The organism is Agromyces mediolanus (assembly GCF_044917495.1).
Lineage (GTDB): Bacteria > Actinomycetota > Actinomycetes > Actinomycetales > Microbacteriaceae > Agromyces > Agromyces mediolanus_B.
Window position 1 is genome coordinate 108,417 of record NZ_JAVSSI010000005.1, and the last position, 19,154, is coordinate 127,570.

16 protein-coding genes are annotated in these 19,154 nt (G+C 69.4%); 3 read left to right on the forward strand and 13 right to left on the reverse strand.

The window, feature by feature from the left end; genetic code table 11:
* Window positions 1-2: 2 nt before the first annotated feature.
* The 10 genes from ROT00_RS09285 to ROT00_RS09330 form a co-directional block, all read right to left on the reverse strand.
* The gene (locus ROT00_RS09285) at window positions 3-1,232 is read right to left on the reverse strand and encodes a glycosyltransferase (protein WP_404774247.1); all 1,230 of its coding nucleotides are present in this window, start codon (window positions 1,230-1,232) and stop codon (window positions 3-5) included.
* Window positions 1,229-2,359: a glycosyltransferase family protein gene (locus tag ROT00_RS09290; protein WP_404774248.1), complete on the reverse strand. Its 1,131-nt coding sequence runs from the start codon at window positions 2,357-2,359 to the stop codon at window positions 1,229-1,231. Before ROT00_RS09290 ends, ROT00_RS09285 begins: the two co-directional genes overlap by 4 nt.
* Window positions 2,356-3,495 (reverse strand): glycosyltransferase family protein, encoded by a 1,140-nt coding sequence (locus ROT00_RS09295; protein WP_404774250.1) that lies wholly within the window; start codon window positions 3,493-3,495, stop codon window positions 2,356-2,358. The genes ROT00_RS09290 and ROT00_RS09295 overlap by 4 nt, the downstream gene beginning before the upstream one ends.
* Window positions 3,492-4,592 (reverse strand): glycosyltransferase family 2 protein, encoded by a 1,101-nt coding sequence (locus tag ROT00_RS09300; RefSeq protein WP_404774252.1) that lies wholly within the window; start codon window positions 4,590-4,592, stop codon window positions 3,492-3,494. The genes ROT00_RS09295 and ROT00_RS09300 overlap by 4 nt, the downstream gene beginning before the upstream one ends.
* On the reverse strand, window positions 4,589-6,373 hold the full coding sequence (locus ROT00_RS09305) for an ABC transporter ATP-binding protein (protein WP_404774254.1): 1,785 nt from the start codon (window positions 6,371-6,373) through the stop codon (window positions 4,589-4,591). The genes ROT00_RS09300 and ROT00_RS09305 overlap by 4 nt, the downstream gene beginning before the upstream one ends.
* Before the next feature lie 71 nt (window positions 6,374-6,444).
* Complete coding sequence (locus tag ROT00_RS09310; protein ID WP_404774256.1) at window positions 6,445-7,500, reverse strand: glycosyltransferase family protein; 1,056 nt, start codon at window positions 7,498-7,500, stop codon at window positions 6,445-6,447.
* Between the two features lie 134 nt (window positions 7,501-7,634).
* A complete protein-coding gene (locus ROT00_RS09315; protein ID WP_404774258.1) occupies window positions 7,635-8,792 on the reverse strand; it encodes a glycosyltransferase family 4 protein in 1,158 nt (385 codons plus the stop codon).
* Between the two features lie 16 nt (window positions 8,793-8,808).
* Window positions 8,809-9,798 carry a Gfo/Idh/MocA family oxidoreductase gene (locus ROT00_RS09320; protein WP_404774260.1) on the reverse strand — a complete coding sequence of 330 codons (990 nt, stop codon included), beginning with the start codon at window positions 9,796-9,798 and terminating at the stop codon, window positions 8,809-8,811.
* Window positions 9,798-10,898: a DegT/DnrJ/EryC1/StrS family aminotransferase gene (locus ROT00_RS09325; RefSeq protein WP_404774261.1), complete on the reverse strand. Its 1,101-nt coding sequence runs from the start codon at window positions 10,896-10,898 to the stop codon at window positions 9,798-9,800. The genes ROT00_RS09320 and ROT00_RS09325 overlap by 1 nt, the downstream gene beginning before the upstream one ends.
* On the reverse strand, window positions 10,895-11,506 hold the full coding sequence (locus ROT00_RS09330; protein WP_404774263.1) for an acyltransferase: 612 nt from the start codon (window positions 11,504-11,506) through the stop codon (window positions 10,895-10,897). The genes ROT00_RS09325 and ROT00_RS09330 overlap by 4 nt, the downstream gene beginning before the upstream one ends.
* Window positions 11,507-11,580: 74 nt before the next feature.
* On the opposite strand from ROT00_RS09330, the gene ROT00_RS09335 reads away from it, so the two are divergent.
* From ROT00_RS09335 to ROT00_RS09345, 3 genes are all read left to right on the forward strand, one after another.
* Window positions 11,581-12,282, forward strand: a complete 702-nt coding sequence (locus tag ROT00_RS09335; protein WP_404774265.1) for a glycosyltransferase family 2 protein — start codon at window positions 11,581-11,583, stop codon at window positions 12,280-12,282.
* 5 nt (window positions 12,283-12,287) lie between these two features.
* The gene (locus tag ROT00_RS09340; protein WP_404774266.1) at window positions 12,288-12,692 is read left to right on the forward strand and encodes a DUF2304 domain-containing protein; all 405 of its coding nucleotides are present in this window, start codon (window positions 12,288-12,290) and stop codon (window positions 12,690-12,692) included.
* A 62-nt stretch (window positions 12,693-12,754) separates the two neighbouring features.
* A complete protein-coding gene (locus ROT00_RS09345) occupies window positions 12,755-13,780 on the forward strand; it encodes an acyltransferase (RefSeq protein ID WP_404774268.1) in 1,026 nt (341 codons plus the stop codon).
* A 19-nt stretch (window positions 13,781-13,799) separates the two neighbouring features.
* Here ROT00_RS09345 and ROT00_RS09350 read toward each other — a convergent pair whose 3' ends face one another.
* Genes ROT00_RS09350 through ROT00_RS09360 form a run of 3 tightly spaced genes read right to left on the reverse strand, consistent with a single transcriptional unit; the run spans window position 13,800 to window position 19,144 of the window.
* Entirely contained in the window at window positions 13,800-15,761 is a 1,962-nt protein-coding gene (locus ROT00_RS09350; protein WP_404774269.1) for a DUF6541 family protein, read from the reverse strand.
* On the reverse strand, window positions 15,758-16,738 hold the full coding sequence (galE, locus tag ROT00_RS09355; RefSeq protein WP_404774271.1) for a UDP-glucose 4-epimerase GalE: 981 nt from the start codon (window positions 16,736-16,738) through the stop codon (window positions 15,758-15,760). The genes ROT00_RS09350 and galE overlap by 4 nt, the downstream gene beginning before the upstream one ends.
* A 48-nt stretch (window positions 16,739-16,786) precedes the next feature.
* Complete coding sequence (locus ROT00_RS09360; protein ID WP_404774273.1) at window positions 16,787-19,144, reverse strand: FG-GAP repeat domain-containing protein; 2,358 nt, start codon at window positions 19,142-19,144, stop codon at window positions 16,787-16,789.
* Window positions 19,145-19,154 lie beyond the last annotated feature (10 nt).

Consider the following 19,154-nt stretch of genomic DNA (forward strand, 5'->3'; position numbering starts at 1 on the left):
GCTCAGTCGAGGAGCGAGCGGACGAGCTCAGCCGCGCGTGCCCCGGTGATCCTCGCGTCGTAGTCGCGGCGCCACCGCTCGCGGGGCGAGTACCGATCCGTCGGCGCGCCGATGACGGACTCGATCGTCTCGGCGATGCGCGCCGGCGAGGCATCCGCGTCGACCAGCTCCCCCGTGCCGAGCGCATTCCCCACGATCTCGGGAGTCCCGCCGACCGCCGTCGCGACCACCGGGATGTCAAAGGCGATGGCCTCCATGATGCTCACCGGGATGCCCTCGCTCGAGCTGACGTTCACGAAGGCGTCGACGCGGTTCGCCCGGTAGAAGGCGAGAAGCTCCTCATTGGCCGTCTGCCCGCGCAGTTCGACAGCGAGCCCTGCTGGAAGCTCGGCGGCAGCGGCACGAAGCTCATCCATGAGCGGCCCGTCGCCGAAGTGCACCCAGCGCACCGGCGCCTGCTCGGAGACGCCGGGCAGCGCCCGCATGGCCTCGAGGAGGAGCCCCACTCGCTTCACCTGGGTGACCGAGGAGCAGGAGACGATGAGCCGCTCGCCGCCGGCAGGCGCCCGTTCGACCTGTTCGGGGCCGAAGACACCGAGGCGGCTGACCACGATCTTCGCATCCAGCGCCCGGCTGCGATAGCGGCGCTCGAGATAGTCGTGCGCGTCGTCCGAGATCGCGAGCACCCGATCCGCGCGACGGAAGAGCCACGGGCGGAACGGCAGGTAGCCGCTCGGCGCGAGTTCCTCGTACAGGTCATAGCGATGCAGCCGCACCGCGCGAGCGCGCACGCCGTGCAGCCAGGCGAGGCCGAGTCCGCCGCCCATCCCCCAGAACGCGTACGCGACGGTGTCCGGATCGCCTGCGACGGCGTCGCGCACAGCACGACGGTTCGCCTGGGTGATCCCCACCCGGGACCCCATGAGGAAGAGCCGCAGATGACGGAGCAGACGCCCGCCGATGAGCTCGAGCCATGCGGCGGAGGCGAGGGAGGCGAGGTTCGCGGGCCGGAGCACCGCGCGCGGACTGTCCTCGGGCGCAGCGTCGAAGAGATTCGCACCGAACCGAACGTTCCGCGGGAGTTCGACGAGCCCGGCGCTGGTATCGCGCGCGTGGCAGAAGACCACGACATCGTCGAACGCCTCGGCCAGCGCGTCGATCTCCTTACCGACGAACACCGAGTCCCCGCCTCGATACGGGAAGTCGTTCGTGAACAGGAGGAGGCGGGTCATCGGCCCCGCTCCAACAGTGCGGCGATGGCCTCGGCCCAGACCTCCACCTGCGCCTCGCTCGACAGGGTTCGGGCCGAGGCGTCGGCGGCTCGTTTCCACTCGGCCACCGTCGCCGGCTCCAGCCGGTCGAGTGCTTCGGTGAGGTCCGCGGCGGAGAACCCGGCGGTGACCGCTCCGAAGCCGTGCTCACCGAGGACTCGGGCCATCTCGGGAGAGGGACCGATGATCACTCCCAGACGCGCCTGCACGTAGTCGAAGAACTTGTTCGGCAGGGCCCAGCGGTTGTTGAAGTTCACCGGGGGCAGGATGTGGATGCCGACATCGTAGGCGTTGAGCCTACCGGAGAGCTCGTCGTACGGCACCGGGTCGTGCAGCGTGATCCGCTCACTGCGCTCCGCCCGCGAACGTAGCTCTGAGAGGAATCCCGGATCGTTCGGCGTGAGGTAGAGCGCGAGCTCCACCGCTGCACTCGTCGACTCGACGGCGTCGAGGATCGCCGTGATGTTCCGGTCGCGCAGCGCAGCCCCCGAGTGCACGAGACGGATCGGTCGGTGCACGTCCCCGGGGGCAAGCGGCGAGTACGGCGCGGCGTTCGTGACGACCTGGGCCGCGATTCCGTACTTCGCCGCGTACTCCTCCGCGATGCCCTGCCCGACCGTCGTCACCGAGGCCGCCCGAGTGACGAAGCGACGGCACATCCAGCTGACGAACGGCGCGACGAAGCGCCGCCAGCGAGCGACATCCTCCTTCTGACGGGGAGCGTACTCGTGGAGGTCGGCGTGGACCCCCGCGCGTGCGTCGAGCGAGAGCGCAAGTCCGACCGCGTCGACGTCGTTCGCGAGCACTGCATCCCATCGGCTCCCCCGGAGGGCCTCGACGGCGAAGGCGACCGCCCGATTGCTCCAGTACGCCCGCTCGTAGCGTCGCAGGACCACCGCCAATCGGTCGTACTGCCAGATCGCGAACTCATCCGGCACCCGGATGTGCCCGGCCACGCCGTCGGGTTTCGGGCCGTAGCCGACGGTGTGCACCTCGTAGTCGGGCGAGAGCCGACGGAGCTGCTTCAGGACGCGGGCGTCCGCGACGATCGTCGAGAACGAGACGATCAGCAGCCGCGGGACGGTCACCGGCGCTTCCTCGACATCTGCCGTTCGACGAGCCGCGCCCACACATCGACCTGCCGGTCGGCGCCGAGCTCTTCGGCGTGCGCGTGGGAGTTCGCCTTGAACGCCGTCACCGAGGCGACCGAGAGCCGCTCGATCGCTTCCCGCGTGGCCTCGAGCGTGAAGTCGTCGGCGACCTCGCCGACGCCGTAGTGCTCCGCGTAGTACGCCATCTCGGGCGACGGGCCGATCACGACGCCGAGGCGCGCCTGCACGTAGTCGAACAACTTGTTCGGGAGTGCGAGCTTGTTGTTGAAGTTGATCGGGGGCAGAACGTGGATGCCGACGTCGTAGCCGTTCAGGGTGTCCGCGAGTTGCGCGTACGGCACCGGGTCGTGGACGGTGACACGCGTCGAGCTCGCAGCGAACTCCTTGAGCTCTTCGAGGTAGGGCGGGTCGTTCGCGGTCAGGTAGAAATCGAGCGTCACGTCGTTCGCCGCCTGCTCGACCGCTTCGGCCATCACATGCAGGTTCCGGTTCCGCAGGCACGCGCCGCTGTGCACCAGTCGGATCGGCTCTGCGACCGGTGTGGGTGCCGCGTCCGGCTGGTACGGCGCAGCGTTGGTGACAAGCTCCGCACGGAAGCCGAAGTTCCGTTCGTACTCGTCGACGATGCCACGACTGACCGTCGACCACGACCACGCCCGCGTGACGTACTTGCGAACCACCCACTCGAACCAGGGCGTGATCCGCTGGAACCAGAGCTCGTGATCGTCGTGGAGACGCGGGCTGTACTCGTGCAGATCGGCGAGCACACCGTGCCTCGGCTTCAGCTTCACGGCGACCGGCACCGCCTCCACGTCGTTCGCGATCGCGACATCGAACCTCCGGCCTCGGAGATGCTCCCGCGACCACCGGACCGCGGAAAGTCGCCAGTAGGCCTTGCGGTAGTGCTTGAGCGTGATCAGCTTGCCGTCGAGATCGTTGTACCGCTGGTCATCGGGGATGGAGATGTGCTCGACGACGCCGTCGGGAGCCGGCCCGTAGCCGCAGCTCGTGACGTCGAAGTCCTGGGTGAAGCGGGCCAGTTGCTTCAGCAGACGCGCGTCCCGCGCGATCGGCGAGTACGACAGGATGAGCATGGTCGGGCGCGCGGTCATGTGGTCGGGGCCTTTCGTTCGCGCTTGAGATAGTAGAGCAGATACCGCCGGAGCGTGGTCTCGCGGCCGAGGCTCAGCAACGGATTCTTGGTGAGCCAGCGTTCACGCCGACCTGCTCCGGTGGATGCCGCGACATCGGCGGTCGCACGGGCCGTGGTCGGCTCGGACAGTAGACCGTCGAGGATCCGCCGGTCGCGGCGGTCGAAGGGCGAGAGCACGCCCGGGGCGAGCCCGATGAGCCGGCGCAGCACGTCGGCGAGGTACCGCACGTCCGCGTCGCCCTCGAGCCAGTCCGCAGGTGTGCGCCGGGTCTGCGCGCCGCCGAGCACGCTGATACGGACGAGCTTGATCGCCAGCGAGCGCCGATGCGCCGGAGTGAGCTCAGCGGGCAGTCCGCGCTCGAGGAGCCCCGTCACTGGGGCCAGCCACTCCCGGAGCGACATCGCGCCATAGGTGGTTCGCTCGACGGCGTCCGTACCGATGACGTAACAGGGCGAGGAGCCGAGGAAATCGACGCGTCGGCCGAGCGACCACAGCCGGATACCGAACTCGAAGTCCTCGCCGACGCGGAGCCCCTCGGTCATCCGCAGTCCCAGCCGCTGCATCTCCGCCGTTTCGACGAGGCCGAGCGGAGCGGTGCGGTAGAACAAGCGGTCCTTCGCGGCGTCGAGCCGCTCGCGGCGGCCGAGCCGGACCAGCGGGTTCGGCATGATCGCCTGCCCCTGCAGCCGGATCCTCGCGATCGCGGCCGCGGGGCGAGCGGTGCGGACATGGGCGAGCCAGGAGCGCATCGCCCCCGGCTCGAGGAAGTCGTCCGAACCCATCACCCCGCAGTAGTCGGCCTCGACCTGCCCGAGGCCGTGGTTGTACGGTCCAGCTGCGCTGCGGACTCCGTCGGCGAACGGCAGGACGCGCCAGTCGCCGGCGACGCCGGCGAGCCGCTCGGAGAGGAGTGCGGGGTCGACACCGTGCGCCACGACGGTGACACGCACCAGGTCGCGAACGTCCCCGTCCTGGAACACGGACGCCACCGCACGTTCGATCGGCCGACGTGCGTCGTGGCAGGCGATGACCAGCTCGACGAACGGTCGACTCATGCGAGTCCCGACAGCTGCGCCTGCTCGGCGAAGTTCGGCACGGTAGCAACGAGCTCGTCGAAGGTGCCGCGAGCGGCGATCGTGCCGTCCTGCATGAAGCAGATCACATCGCTGTCGCGGATCGTGGACAGGCGGTGGGCGACCGAGACGATCGTCACTTCTCCCTTGAGTCCGCGGATCGCCGCGGTGACGAGCGACTCCGTCTTCGTGTCGAGCGCGCTCGTGGCCTCATCGAGCACGAGGATCAACGGATCGCTGTAGAGCGCCCGGGCGATGCCGAGGCGTTGCCGCTGCCCCCCAGAAAGCGACATCCCCCGCTCGCCAATCTTGCCGCGCATCCCCCCGGTGCGCGCTTCGATCGTCTCCCAGAGCTGCGCCCGTTCGAGCGCCTCCCGCACCTTGTCGAAGTCGATCCGGTCGTCGTCCCAGGCGAGCGCAACGTTCTGCGCGACGGTCCCGTCGAACAATGCGACGTCCTGCGGTACGTAGCCGACTCGCGAACGCCAGGCGGCGAGCACCCGTTCGAGCTCGATGCCGTCGAGCGTGATGGAGCCGTGCTGCGGCACGAGGAGTCCGAGCAGGATGTCGACCATGGTCGACTTTCCAGCTCCGGACGTGCCCACGAGCGCGAGCGAGCTGCCGATCGGGATCTCCAGGTCGATGTCATGCACCGCCGGAGTCTCCTCGTGTCCCGGGTAGCCGTAGCTGACGCCCTCGAGTCGGAGCGAACGCGGCGTCCCATCGATGGGCTCTCTTCCGAGCTTCTCGGCAACGTCGATGTGCAGTTGCGAGGCCTTGATGTCGAAGATCACGGCCTGCACGTGCGGGACGTTCGCGGTGGTCGTCGTGACGATGCCCTGGAAGCCGGTGAGCGACGGGATCAGCCGGAAGCCCGCGACGGCGAAGAGCGCCACCGACGCGAGCGCCGCCTCGAGGCCGCCCGTGGCAAAGCCGATGCCACCGACCAGGATGAACCCGCCGACGAGCGCCGCGTTCAGCACGAACACGGGGAGCGAGCTCAGGAAGTTCATGTTCGCCCTCGCACGCGTGCTGAAGACGCGGTTCTGCTGGACGACGTCGGCGACCTCGCCCGTCTTGTCGCGGAGCGTGATCTCCTTCAGGGCCTGCATCATCTCGGTCATCAGGGTGGCGACCCGGAACGAGTAGTCGCGAGAGACGCGGCCGGCTTGCACCGACTTCCCCGACACCACCCAGTACAGCAGCGCCATGATGCCGCCGAGGTACACGACGGTGATGAGCGCCATGAGCGGCTGGGCGACCACGATGATCAGCAGGATCGTGATGAAGCTCACGACGAGCGCCGGCAGCTGGATGATCGGCAGCAGGAAGCCGCTCGTCGCGTTCGCGATGCCGACATCGGCGATGCGCACGATCTCGGCCGTGTTTCGGGCGATCCGGTGCGTCCACGGTGCCTTGATGTACGCGTCGAACAGGCGCCGTCCGATCTCCAGTTCGAAGCCGGCGAAACGACGGGTCGCGAACCACTGCTGAACCATCGCGAGGATGGACTTTGCGAGGATGAGGCCGGCGACGGCGCTCACGATCCAGATGTACTGATCAGGTCCGATGGTGCCGATGACCGGGAACGTCATGGAGGCGCCGGAGAGCATCGGAGCCAGGCTCAACGCGAGCAGCATGATCGCCGCGATGTCGAGCACTGCAAGGAGGCAGGAGATCACGACATAGCGCCACAGGTAGGACTGCGCGTTGCCCGGCAGCCAGGGCAGGAGGTCGCGGAACGTGCGCCACACGAGTTTCATGCGTCGGGTTCTCCGCTCGAACGGTCAGTCGGCATGATCAGTAGTCTCCCATGTCGATGCTGGCGGTCGGCTCAACGGACCACGGACGTGCTGACGCCGAGGAACGGCGCGAGCACCGCCGCGGAGCGCCGCCCGTCGTGCACGGCCTCGACGAAGGCCGGACCGGCCTCGGCGATCGTGGAGAAGCGTGCGCGTTCGCCGCAGATCGTCCGGAGCGCGCCCTCGAGCTCGCCCGCGCTCGCCTCGACGATGGGCAGTTCGAGGCCAGTGGTACGGCGCACGTGCGCCCGGGTCTCCTCGCCGACGTGACTCACGACGATGCGGCCCGCGGCCATGGCCTCGCAGGCCGCGACCCCGTAGATGCCCAGCGAGAACTGATCGAGCACGATGTCGGCGGCGCCATAGATCTCGGGCATCGCCGCCGACGGCACTCCCGAGACCGGCCGGTACTCGACGACGCCTTCCCCGTGCAGTCGCTCGAGGACGGGGGCGATGAGCTCGCTCCCCTTCAGACCCGCGTTACTCGGCGCGTGAACCACGACGGGTCGCGCACGGGTGAGCGGGGCGACGGGCCCGGCTCCGCGCCAGCGCGCGACATCGATCACCACCGGGAGCCAGCTGGCCCCAGGGACGAAGTGGAGCAGATCCGGAGTCGACACGAACGACGGCGCTGCGCTCACGGCGATCAGCTCGCCGTTCCGCGTCGCGATCTCTTCGAGCCGATCGGTCTCGTGATAGCGCCCGCCGATGAACGGCGAGTCCGGTTCACGCCGCGCGTGTTCGCTCGGCAATCGGATATCGCTGCCGTGCCAGAGCAACCCGACCGTGACGCCGCGGGCGCGGAGACCGTCGATCTGCTGCAAGACGGTGCCCTCGGTACCGAAGAGGTGCCGACCGGACTCCAGCAGCACATGCGTGAAGCGCCGGGCGACCGCCCGACGTTGATCGCGTTGCCACCCCTCGCTCGACCGGAAGAACGTCGTCGGAACGGAATGGTCCGCAGGAAACGCGAACGGGTCGCTCGGGTTCCGGTACATGAAGTCGGCCGCTGCGACCCCGTCGAGTCGTTCGGCGGCACGCGCCCAGGCGAAACCCTGCCCCGCCGAGTTCACCGGGCCGATGAACACGCGTCGACGTGCTCGGCCGACCCGTGTCGTCCCCTCGGCTTTGATGCGACGGCGGCACCCGGGCAGTACCCGGTCCGCGACGAGTGGAGGGAGCGTCCCGGCCAGACGGTTCGCGGCCGCACGGACACGGCCGATCATTGCGCCCGCTCCACCACCAGCGCCGCCTTCGCACCGGTCGCGGCGATGGACGCGTGCCCCCGGACCCATTCCGCCGTACGGCGGCGCTCGAGCGGTGACGGCTCGATCGCGAGACCCGCCACGAGCGCGCTCGCGACATCCGCGACCTCATGGTCGACCGCGCGGCCGATGCCACCCGACTCGATGACCGCGACCGATGCGCCGGCTCCGGCGAAGATCACCGGCGTGCCGCACGCGGCCGCGGCGAAGAGCTTCGTCGGAACGGCGAAGTCGTAGCCGATGCCCGGCCGAAGGCTGACCAGCCCCACCCTCGCCGAGCGCAGCGCGGTCGCGGCCTCCGCCGGTGGCACCGGATCGCGGAACTCGATCGCGTCCCGAGCCAGGCCCGATGCGAGCCGCTCGAGCTCGGCTCGTGCGCTGCCCTGGCCGACGAAGACCAGGCGGGCTTCCGGGTTCGCGGCGAGGACGGCGGGCATCGCGCGCACGAACACATCGGCGCCCTGCCATTCGGAGGTGGTACCGGCGTACACCGCAGTCGGCGGGCCGGACACCCGCGGGCCGTCGGGGGTGAAGATGTCGGTGTCGACGCCGTTCGGCACGAGTGCCACGCGGTCGTGGCCGCCGAGCTCGCGCACCCGGTCTGCGACTCCCTGGGTCACGGCGATGACCTGCGCCGCACCGCGGAGTGCGCGACGCTCGAGCCAACGGACGAATCGCACGACGGGCTGCGGCGCTCCGGTCGACTCCGCCGCATCCGACCAGATGTCGGCCGCATAGTACACGTAGGGCGTCCGCCGAAGAGCGGCGGCGAGCCGAACGACGAATCCGGTGGTCGGCGGCGGCTCGGTCACGATGCGTTCCGCCCGCCGGCCGAACAGCAGGCGGAAGAACAGCGGCACGTCGAACGAGAGGTACGGCACGTACCCCCGGACCTGTCCCGCGCCGTCCCGCAGCACCGGAGCCCGTCGCACGTGCACGCGACCGGTCCCGTGCACCCGGGCGACGTCAGGCTTGCCCATCGCCGCCGGCGCCCGCGTCGTCAGGACCGTCACTTCATGTCCCGCGTCGGCGAGCGCGGTCGCCAGGGCGGAGAGGCGATACGCCGCCGCCGCCGGCTCCGGGGCGAAGATCCGGCTGGTGATGGTGACGCGCATCAGCGAACGACCGGGCTCAGAACTCGACCACGGTGCCCGTCGCCGCCGAGGCGATGACGCCCTCGACGACTTCGAGCGTTCGCAGGCCCTCTTCCATCGTGACGACGTCGTGCCGCTCCCCGAGCACCGCGTCGCGGAACGCTTCGTGCTCGACGCGCAGCGGCTCCCGCTTGGCGAACGCGAATCGGATCATGTCGCCCTCACTCACCCCGCGGAAGGCGGAGACGGCCTCCCACTCGGTGGGCACGGTGCCGTTGCGGAACAGGGTGAGGTCGCCGGTCGAGGTGTCGGCGACGAGGGCGCCGAGCTCGCCGGTGACAATGGTGACCCGCTCCTTCATGGGGCTCAGCCAGTTGACGATGTGGTTCACGAGGACGCCGCTTCGGAGCATCCCGGTGGCCAGCACCATGTCCTCGTACTCGCGACCGCTCTTGTGCAGGGTGCGGGCGGAGATCGAGGCGTAATCGCTCTGCGCGACCCAGGCGGTGAGATCGACGTCGTGCGAACCGAGGTCCTTCACCACGCCGACATCCGCGATGCGCGCCGGGAAGGGTCCCTGACGACGGGTCGCCACCTGGTAGACCTCGCCCAAGTCGCCCGCGGCGATCCGCCGGCGCATCTCTTGCAGGGCGGGATTGAAGCGCTCGATGTGGCCGACGGCTCCGACGAGGCCGCGTTCGGCGAAGGCCGCCGTCATCTCCCGGCCCTGCTCGACCGTCTGCGCGATCGGCTTCTCGACGAGGGTGTGCACGTCGGCATCCGCGAGCTTCATGGCCGCGTCGTAGTGGAAGCGCGTCGGGATGGCGACGACGGCGAGGTCGATCCCCACCGCGATCATCGCGTCGACATCGGGCAGGACCTCGAGGTCGCCGGCGACGCCGTGGGGGTCTCCCCCGGGATCGGCGATCGCGACGAGTTCGACGCCGGGGAGCTCACGCAGCACGCGGGCGTGGTGGCGTCCCATCATGCCGACGCCGATGAGGCCGGCGCGCAGTGCCGCTGCCATCAGGCGCCGGCTCCGGCCAGCGCGTTCACGGCCTCGACGATGCGCTCGAGGTCGCGGGTCGTGAGCGAGGGGTGCACCGGGAGCGAGACGACTTCGGCGGCCGCGCGCTCGGTCTCCTCGAGGTGCAGGCCGGGCGCGTACTTCGTGAGCGAGGCGAGCCGGTGGTTCGGCACGGGGTAGTAGACCCCGCTGCCGACCTGGTACTCGTTCTTCAGGGCGGCGACGAAGCCGTCGCGGTCGTCCGGCACGCGAACGGTGTACTGGTGGTAGACGTGCACCGCGCCGTCGGCGACGGGCGGCACGACGACGCCGCGGAGCTCGCGATCCAGCAGGGCGGCGTTGGCCCGGCGGGTCTCCGTCCAGGCGCCCACCTTCGTGAGCTGCACGCGGCCGATCGCCGCATGGATGTCGGTCATGCGGGCGTTGAAGCCGACGACCTCGTTCTGGTACTGCGCCTCCATGCCCTGGTTGCGCAGGAGCTTGACGTTGCGCACGAGCTCGGGCGTCTCGCACGTGACCATGCCGCCCTCGCCGCTCGTCATGTTCTTCGTCGGGTAGAGGCTGAACATCGCGAAGCGGCCGAAGGTGCCGACCTTGCGGCCGCCGAGCGAGGCGCCGTGCGCCTGCGCGGCGTCCTCGAAGATCGCGAGACCGTGGCGGTCGGCGACGGCTTGGAGCTCGGTCATGTGCGCCGGGTGGCCGTAGAGGTGCACGGGCATGATCGCCGCGGTGCGCTCGGTGACGGCAGCCTCGACCGCGGCCGGGTCGAGGGTGAACTGCGCAGGCTCGATGTCGGCGAACACGGGCGTCGCACCGGTGAGGGCCACCGAGTTGGCGGTCGCCGCGAAGGTGAAGGACGGGACGATCACCTCGTCGCCCGGGCCGATGCCCGCGGCCAGCAGCCCCAGGTGGAGACCCGAGGTGCCGGAGTTCACCGCGACCGACTCGCGGCCGTCGACGAGCGCCTCGGCGAACTCCCGCTCGAAGGCGGCGACCTCGGGGCCCTGCGCGACCATGCCGGACTGCAGCACGCGATCGACCGCGGCGCGCTCCTCGTCGCCGATGATCGGCTTCGCGGGCGGGATGAACGACTCAGTCATACGTTCTCACTCATCTCTCTCAAGACTCCATCGGTCTCGACGTACGTGGCTCCGGTCTCGGGGCACCGCCAGACCGCCCCGTCGTCGACCAGTCGGTGCCCGGCACGGCCGACCCAACCGATGCGGCGCGCCGGGACCCCCGCCATCAGGGCGAAGTCGGGCACGTCCTTCGTCACGACCGCGCCGGCGGCGATCGTCGACCATGCACCGATGGTAACCGGTGCGACGCAGACGGCCCTGGCGCCGACCGCCGCTCCCTCGCGGATGGTGACGCCGACCGGCTCCCAGTCGTGGGCGCTCTTCAGCGAGCCGTCCGGGTTGATCGCGCGGGGATAGGTGTCGTTCGTCAGCACGACGGCCGGGCCGATGAACACGCCGTCGGCGAGCACGGCAGGCTCGTAGACGAGCGCGTAGTTCTGCACCTTGCAGTTGTGGCCGAGGCGCACGCCGGTGCCGATGTAGGCACCCCGGCCGATCACGCAGTTCTCACCGAGCACGGCCTGCTCGCGCACCTGCGCGAGGTGCCAGACCGAGCTGCCGTCACCGATGACCGCATCGGGCGAGACGTCTGCGGAGTCGACGATGCGGGCGCTCGAAGGTGTGGACAATGCTGGGCTCCTCATGCCGATCCAAGCAGCCGCGGCTGCGCGGATAGCCTACCGCCTTCTGCAACAATGGCCTGATGGACAGTTCCGCCCTGGATGACCCCCGGCGGCATTCCGACGACACCTGGATCGTGATCCCCCTCTACAACGAGGAGACCGTCATCGGCCGGGTCGTCGACGAGCTCCGTGCCCACTTCGAGCACGTCGTCTGCATCGACGACGGCAGCACCGATGCCTCCATCGCCGCGGCGGCGGCCGCCGGCGCGCGCATCATCCGCCACCCGGTGAACCTCGGCCAGGGCGCCGCCCTGCAGACCGGCTTCGAATACGCCGTGAATCAGCCGGGTGCGCGGTACCTCGTCACGTTCGACGCCGACGGCCAGCACCGCATCGAGGATGCGATGCTCATGCTCGACCTCGCCAAGCAGGAGGACGTGGCCATCGTGTTCGGCTCGCGCTTCCTCGACGACCGCACGAATCCCGGCGTGCTGAAGCGCATCGTGCTGAAGACGGCGGTCTGGGTGACGAACAAGACGACGGGCCTGCAGCTCACCGACGCGCACAACGGCCTGCGGGTCATCCGAACCGACGCGGCCGCGCAGATCCACCTCGAGCAGGACCGGATGGCGCACGCCTCGGAGATCGTGCTGAAACTCGGGCGCACGAAGCTCCCCTGGCGGGAGTTCCCCGTCGAGGTGCTGTACACGGACTACTCGAAGGCGAAGGGCCAGTCCCTCTTGAACTCGGTCAACATCCTCGTCGATCTGCTGGTGAGGTGAGCGGCATGTGGATCCAGATCCTCCTCGTCGTCGGAGTCATCCTCATCGGGCTCTTCCTCGCCCGCCCGACGGGCGGCGACAATCACCTGGCACTCCGTCGGCTCTTCATGGCCGCCTTCGTGCTCGTGGCGATCCTCTCCATCCTCTTCCCGCAGTGGCTGAGCTGGATCGCCAACCTCATCGGCGTCGGCCGCGGCGCCGACCTGATGCTGTACGCGCTGATCCTGGCGTTCCTCGTGTTCGTTGCGACGACGTATCGGCGGAACGTGCAGATGAACCGGCGCATCACGCTCCTCGCCCGCCAGATCGCCCTCGCCCGCGCGGAGGCGGAGGACGCGCGCACCGTCGCCGAGGACGCGATCGAGGCCCACCCCGACACCCCCGGCTCGGAGCCGGGCTCAGGCGAGTGACCGAGGAGTCAGCCCCACCCCCTCCCCCAGCCCGCGCTGCCGGCCGGAGACTCAGTCTCGATGTGCTCCGCGTCGTCTCGATCGTCGGTGTGGTGGCCATCCACACGTTCAGCCTGGTGGTGACGAATCCCGAGAACGCGGGTGCGTGGCAGCGCTTCGCGGCCGTCGTCCTCGACCTCGGCTTCGTCTGGGCGGTGCCGGTGTTCGTCATGCTGTCGGGCGCCCTCGTGCTCCGGCCCTCGGCGCTCGCCGACGGCGTCGGCGCGTTCTACCGCAAGCGGGCGCTGCGGCTCGTCCCCGCGCTCATCGCCTGGCACCTGATCTACTTCCTCGTCGTCCGGCTGTGGCTCCAGTCGGAGCGCCCATCGCTGCGCGAGTTCGTGCTCCTCGTCATCGACGGCAAGGTCTACACGCAGCTCTACTTCTTCTGGATCATCCTCGGGCTGTACCTCGTCGCACCGATCATCGGCAGTTTCGTGAACCAGGGATCGCCGCGCCGCCCCGCCGTGTTCGCGGCCTTCTCCCTCGCGTGGTGCGTGCTCGTCTTCGCCATTCCGTCGCTCACCGCAGCCGCGGGGATGCCCCGGCCGATCGCCGTGACCCTGCTGACGTTCTGGGTGCCGTACGTCGGCTACTTCGCCGCCGGCTACGCGCTCAGTCTGCGCCGGCTGCCCACCTGGCTCGTGACCGTGGCCGGCCTGTTCGCGCTCGGAACCATCACCTACACGGTGCTCCAGTACGCCTCGCCGGCTTCGTTCGGCGTCCTCAACGCGGTTTCACCGGTCAGCTACTACGCGCCGATCGTGACCGCCATGAGCCTCGCCGTCTTCGTCTGCGTCGTCGGGGCGCTCGACCGGGTGCGATTCGGTGAACGGACGCGCCGGGCCATCGTCGTGCTCTCGAACGCGGCGTTCGGCGTCTTCCTCGTGCATCTGCTGGTACTCGCCGTCATCCGGGCCCTGTTCCCGGCCTTCACGAGTGGATCGTCGTTCGCGGAGACGGCGCTGCTGTTCGCCATCGTGGCGGTGACGTCGTTCGCGATCACCATCGGCGCGCTGAAGGTGCCGCTCCTGCGGCGCATCTTCTGACGGATGCCGATCGGCGGTGTCAGCCGCAGGCCGTGATCCGGTAGAGCACCGAGTCACCCTCGCGGTCGACCTCCTCTGCGACGCCGGCCTCTTCGAGATCACGCAGACCGCGGAACGGGGTCGTGCCGTCGATCTCGAGCCCGGTCTCCCCGGCGTCCTTGAAGTAGCCGCCGAAATCGAGCACATAGGACACACCCGTCTCCCGGACGGCCTCGCAGACCGCCGGATCCTCCAGCGCCTCGTTCAGGTGCTCGTTGATGAACGAGGCTTGCGGGTACACGTAGGAGTTGAAGTGCGGGTTCAGCATGTGGATGCCGGTGAGGGCGTACGCGAACGGCGCCCCCGTCCAGGGGTTCCCGGCGACGACCGCGTCTGCCGGCACATGCTGCGGCATCCGTTCGATGAGCGTCCGCTCGCTCTGCGACAGGATCGGCGCGTCCTCGGCGTTTGTGTAGGCGCGCTCGGTCAGCGCGAGCTGGGCGGACATCGCCGGACTGAGCTGGGTGGCGAGCACGAGCACGAGCAGCGCCGCTGCGGCCACGACGCGCGCGCCACGGCCCGTCGTCGCGACCCCGGCGCGACGTTCCAGGAGGCGACGCAGGAGACGCCAGACCGCGATCGCGCCGAAGACGGCCATCGGCACCGCGGCCATGACGAGGAGCGCGCTGAGTCGTGGCGGGTCTCGGTAGAACAGCCCCGCGAACCACGCGCGGAGCTTCCACGAGGGGCCGCCGGCCGCGACCGTGAAGAGCACGATCGTGATCGCCCACGAGACGACGAACCAGAGCTTCTCCCGACGGCGGACCAGATCGATGACGCCGATGAGCGCGAGCACGGTGGCCACGATGGACGGGAACGTGAACTTGAATCCGTGGAACAGCGCCTCGCCGAGCGCACCGAGCAAGTTCGTGTATGCGACCCAGGGGGTGTCCGCGCCGATGCGGCCGAACCAGATCCACGCCGCGCCGAAGACGGCGACCAGCGCGACCAGGGCGATCCACGCGAGCACCCGACCGAGCCCGCGGAGCCGTGCCGCGAACGGTACGGCCCGCCAGAGCGCGAGCGGCAGCACGAGCGCCGCCCATGCGAAGACCACCGACGACTGCGCGAAGGCGATTCCGACCAAGGCGAGCGCGAGCAGCGCGCCACGGAGCACCACGGCATTGCCCCGCCATGCCCGGGTCTGCCCCAGCATGAATCCGAGGCCGAGCGCGGCCGGAAGCAGGGCCAGCGCGAGGCAATACGGGTACAGCACACCGAAGGTGAGCATGAGCAGCGGGAAGGCGGGGAATGCCGCCGCGAGCACGCCCGTGACGAGCGCCGCGCCGCGCCGCGCCGGCATCAGGGAGCGCACGAGCAGGAGCATCCCGGCCGGCCATACGAGCGTCGCGATCACGACGCTCACCGCGTTCACGGCCACGGGTATCTCGATTCCCGCTGCTGCGACGAGGGAGGCCGCGGCGTGCCATCCCGCCGGGTAGAAGGCGTGCTGACCCGCCGGGAGCACCAATCCCTGCAGGTCGAACGATGACGCGCTGCCGGTCTCGAGGATGTACCGGATGCCGTTCAAGTGGAAGAACGCGTCGAAGGTCTGGGAGATCCGGTCGGGAGCCTGGATGCCGATGACGAGCTGGACGCCGATGATCACGCCCGCGACCGCGAGAGCGCCGATCGTCCACAGCGGTGCACCCGGCACCGGACGATCCGGCACGAGCGGGAATCGGCTGCGCACGAGCAGACGCGCAGCCCAGACGAGTCCCGCGATCACCACGACGGCGACGGCGACGGCGAGCGGCTCCCAGCGGATGCCGATCCGCCCGAAGACGATCGCGATGAGCGAGAGCACTGCGATCGAGATCGCCGGCGCGATCGACCAGAGCAGCAGCCGTCTCGCACCGGCTGCGAGCGCGAGGAGCCCACCGGGTACGAAGATGACGGCCGTGGCGATCGCCAGCGGCAGAACGAACTCCAGCCAGCTCATCGGACGGTCTGGGCCCGGTGCTCGCTCGCCCGCCAGGCCGAGGCGACCATGTCGTCGAGCGATCGGGTGGCGCGCCAGCCGAGCTCCTCGGCGATCAGCTCGGGGTCGGCGACGACAGCGGGCGGGTCTCCTGGCCGCCGGGGCTCGACGATCGGTTCGAGGCCGCTTCGGGCGGCCTCCTCGAGTCGGTCGAGCACTTCTCGCACGCTCGAGCCTCGGCCCGTGCCGACGTTGTAGACCCGGTGGCGGCCGCGCTCCTCACCGACCGCGGCGAGCGCGTGCAGATGGGCCTCGGCGAGGTCGAGTACGTGGATGTAGTCGCGGACGCCGGTGCCGTCCGGCGTGTCGTAGTCGTCGCCGAGAATCACTGGGGCGAGCCCCTGCCGGATGCGGTCGATCGCGATCGTGACGAGGTTCAGCGGCGCCGGGTCGCCGAGATCGTCCCAGCCCGCGCCGGCGACGTTGAAGTAGCGGAGGCTGATCGCGTCAAGCCCGTACGCCGTCGCTGCATCGCGCATGAGCCATTCCCCGGCGAGCTTCGTCTCGCCGTAGGGATTGATCGGGCTGGGAGGTGCCGTCTCCGAAACCGGTGATGCAGCCGGGGTGCCGTAGACCGCGGCGGAAGAGGAGAAGACGAAGCGCGCGACCCCCGTATCCGCGGCCGCGCCGACGACCGCGGCGAGGCTCGACACGTTGTCGCGGAAATAGGCCTCCGGATGAGCGACGGACTCGCCGACCTGCTTTCGCGCGGCGAAGTGCACGATGCTCGTCACCCGATGCTCGGCGATCACGGCCCGGAGCGCGGCTCGGGCGCCGTCCGAGGCCAGATCGACTCGCACGACCGGGGCGCCCGCGACTCGCCGCGCGTCGCCGCCCGACAGATCGTCGACGACGACGACGCGCTCACCGCGCTCCTGCAGGAGTCGGACGATGTGCGCGCCGATGTAGCCGGCGCCGCCGGTGATGAGGATTGACACGGCTGACAGCTTACTTCGCTCGATCTGAACGACCTCCGGGGGCGACACTCATCCGATGAGGTCCATCCCGTTCCAGCCGGCGCCGATCTTGGTGGATGCCTTCCAGCCGCCCTTGCCGTTGCCCGGGTACAGGATCATCTCCCCCGCGGCGTTCCGCGCGATGAGGTCGGGGACTCCATCGCCGTCGAAGTCACCCGGAGTCATCACCCAGGTCATCGACTGCCAGGATTTGCCGATCACCGACATGCCGGAGAAGCCGCCGGCGTTGTTGCCGCGGTAGAGGCGCAGGTCGCCCGACGGAGTGATCGCGAGCAGATCGGCCTTTCCGTCTCCGTCGACATCCCCCGGGGCGAGGATCCAGCTCATGTCCTGCCAGCCGCTGCCGATGAGCGACTTGCTCGGGAAGTTGCCCGCGCCATCGCCCCGATAGAGCCAGAGCTCGCCCGCCGCATTCCTCGCAACGACGTCGAGGTTGCGGTCCCCGGAGAAGTCGGAGCCCGAAGCGAGCGCGGTGAATCCTCCCCAGCCGGTGCCGATGCGGACGCGTTCGCCGAGCCCGCCGGACCCGTTCAACGGGTAGCGCCAAAGGGTGCCGCCCTCATCGCGCACGAGCAGGTCCCGGAGACCGTCGCGGTCGAGGTCGCCGGCACCGACGACCGCGGTCATCCCGCCCCAGTCCTCTGCCAGTCGAGTCCGCGTCGCAAACGCCCCCGCCCCGGTCCCCGGATACACCATCAACAGGCCGTCGCTCGCACGACGCGCGAGGACGTCAGCGGGTCCGTCGCCGGTCACATCGCCGACGCCCCCGAGCGGAACGTAGGGAGCCAGTGCCGGCGCGCCGGGTCCGGACATCGACTTCATGCCGCTCCAGCCGACGCCGATCTGCTTCATCGTCTTCCAGCCACCGGTGCCGTTGCCCGGGTACAGCCGGAGCGCACCGCTGCCGTCCCTCGCAAGCACGTCCGGCAGGCCGTCACCGTCGAAGTCACCCGGTGTGAACATCGCAGACATGCCGTTCCAACCGATGCCGATGAGCCGCTGGCCGTTCCAGCCGCTCCGCCCGTTGCCCGGATAGAGCCGAAGGTCGCCGTTGGACACGCGCGCAAGCATGTCCGGCGTTCCGTCGCCGTCGAAATCGGCCCCGCCGATGAGGGACGTCATTCCGTTCCACCCCACCCCGACTCGCTTCGGGGGCGCGAACTGCCCGAACCCGTTGCCCGCGTGGAGACGCAGGTCGCCGTTCGAGATCCGGGTGAAGAAGTCCGGCGCACCGTCGGAGTTGAAGTCGCCGGCGTCGACGATGGCTGTCACGTTCCCGTAGCCGTCGCCGACCTTGATCCGGGTGAGGAATCGCCCCTTCCCGTTCGTGGGGTACAGCCAGAGCGTCCCGGCCGAATCGACTGCGAGGACGTCTCGATTCCCGTCGCCGTTCAGATCGCCGACCCCGGTGACGTGACGGAACCCGCCCCAGCCGGCGCCGATCTTCACCCGGGACTTCCACCCGCCGGCGCCGGATCCGGGGTAGAGCCAGAGATCCCCCTCAGTGTCGACTGCGTAGACGAGCGGGATCTTGTTCATCGCCACGTCCACCACCGCGGGCGTGCTCGTCGAACCGAACCAGTCGGTGAACATGCGCCAGAAGTTCCGGTTGCCGTAGCTCGAGCAGGAGTCGCCGGTCCCGTAGAGGTTCCGCAGCGCCGCGGTGTTCGGACGGTACGGCGTGTAGATGTAGAGGCCGGCGGTCGCCTGGTTCTTGATGTAGACGCTGGACGACCCGCAGGACGCGTTCGGATGCCAGAGGATCGTATTGTTCCGGCCGGCCTGGTACTGGCGGATGCCCGGGTTCGCCCGGTACTTCTTGAACTGCCAGGACGCGTGGTACACCTGGTTGAAGAACCCGTAGTAGTTGGTATCGCAGTCTGCGGTGTCGGGGCAGCCGTACCCGGTGGCCGAGCGGTACTGGCGGCTGGTGGGCCAGTCGTCACTGATCAGCCCCTGCTCCTTCTCGATGAGGACGATCAGCGCGCGCGGGTTGATGCCGCATGCGGTGGCCACCTTGAAGATGATCTGCGCCGCCGTCTCGTTCGCCCTGCCTGCGTACGCTGCGCAGCCCTCGGAGCGGGCCGGCTGGTTCGTCGTGTTCTGCCGGTAGTCCTTCAGGCACACGTACCCGCTGCGGCAGCTCGGCACCCGCGCGTTCAGGAAGCTCTGGATCTGCGCGACCGTCATCGTCGTGCTGTCGTAGAAGACGGCGTCGCTGATGATCATGCCCGGGTCGAAGTTCGAACCATCGGCGGCGCTCGCGCTGGTGTCTGGGACGACGGTCGCTGGAACGATCGTCAGTCCCGACGCCACGATGATCGCGGCCAGGAGGCCGACGGTCAGCTGGCGAAGTCGTCGTCTCACGGCAAAAACC

Excerpts from the sequence above, each read along its gene's own strand:
- ROT00_RS09285 (WP_404774247.1), bottom strand. The coding sequence starts at position 1,232 with ATGACCCGCCTCCTCCTGTTCACGAACGACTTCCCGTATCGAGGCGGG.
- ROT00_RS09295 (WP_404774250.1), bottom strand. The coding sequence starts at position 3,495 with ATGACCGCGCGCCCGACCATGCTCATCCTGTCGTACTCGCCGATCGCG.
- ROT00_RS09300 (WP_404774252.1), bottom strand. The coding sequence starts at position 4,592 with ATGAGTCGACCGTTCGTCGAGCTGGTCATCGCCTGCCACGACGCACGT.
- ROT00_RS09305 (WP_404774254.1), bottom strand. The coding sequence starts at position 6,373 with ATGAAACTCGTGTGGCGCACGTTCCGCGACCTCCTGCCCTGGCTGCCG.
- ROT00_RS09315 (WP_404774258.1), bottom strand. The coding sequence starts at position 8,792 with ATGCGCGTCACCATCACCAGCCGGATCTTCGCCCCGGAGCCGGCGGCG.
- ROT00_RS09320 (WP_404774260.1), bottom strand. The coding sequence starts at position 9,798 with ATGGCAGCGGCACTGCGCGCCGGCCTCATCGGCGTCGGCATGATGGGA.
- ROT00_RS09325 (WP_404774261.1), bottom strand. The coding sequence starts at position 10,898 with ATGACTGAGTCGTTCATCCCGCCCGCGAAGCCGATCATCGGCGACGAG.
- ROT00_RS09335 (WP_404774265.1), top strand. The coding sequence starts at position 11,581 with ATGGACAGTTCCGCCCTGGATGACCCCCGGCGGCATTCCGACGACACC.
- ROT00_RS09340 (WP_404774266.1), top strand. The coding sequence starts at position 12,288 with ATGTGGATCCAGATCCTCCTCGTCGTCGGAGTCATCCTCATCGGGCTC.
- ROT00_RS09350 (WP_404774269.1), bottom strand. The coding sequence starts at position 15,761 with ATGAGCTGGCTGGAGTTCGTTCTGCCGCTGGCGATCGCCACGGCCGTC.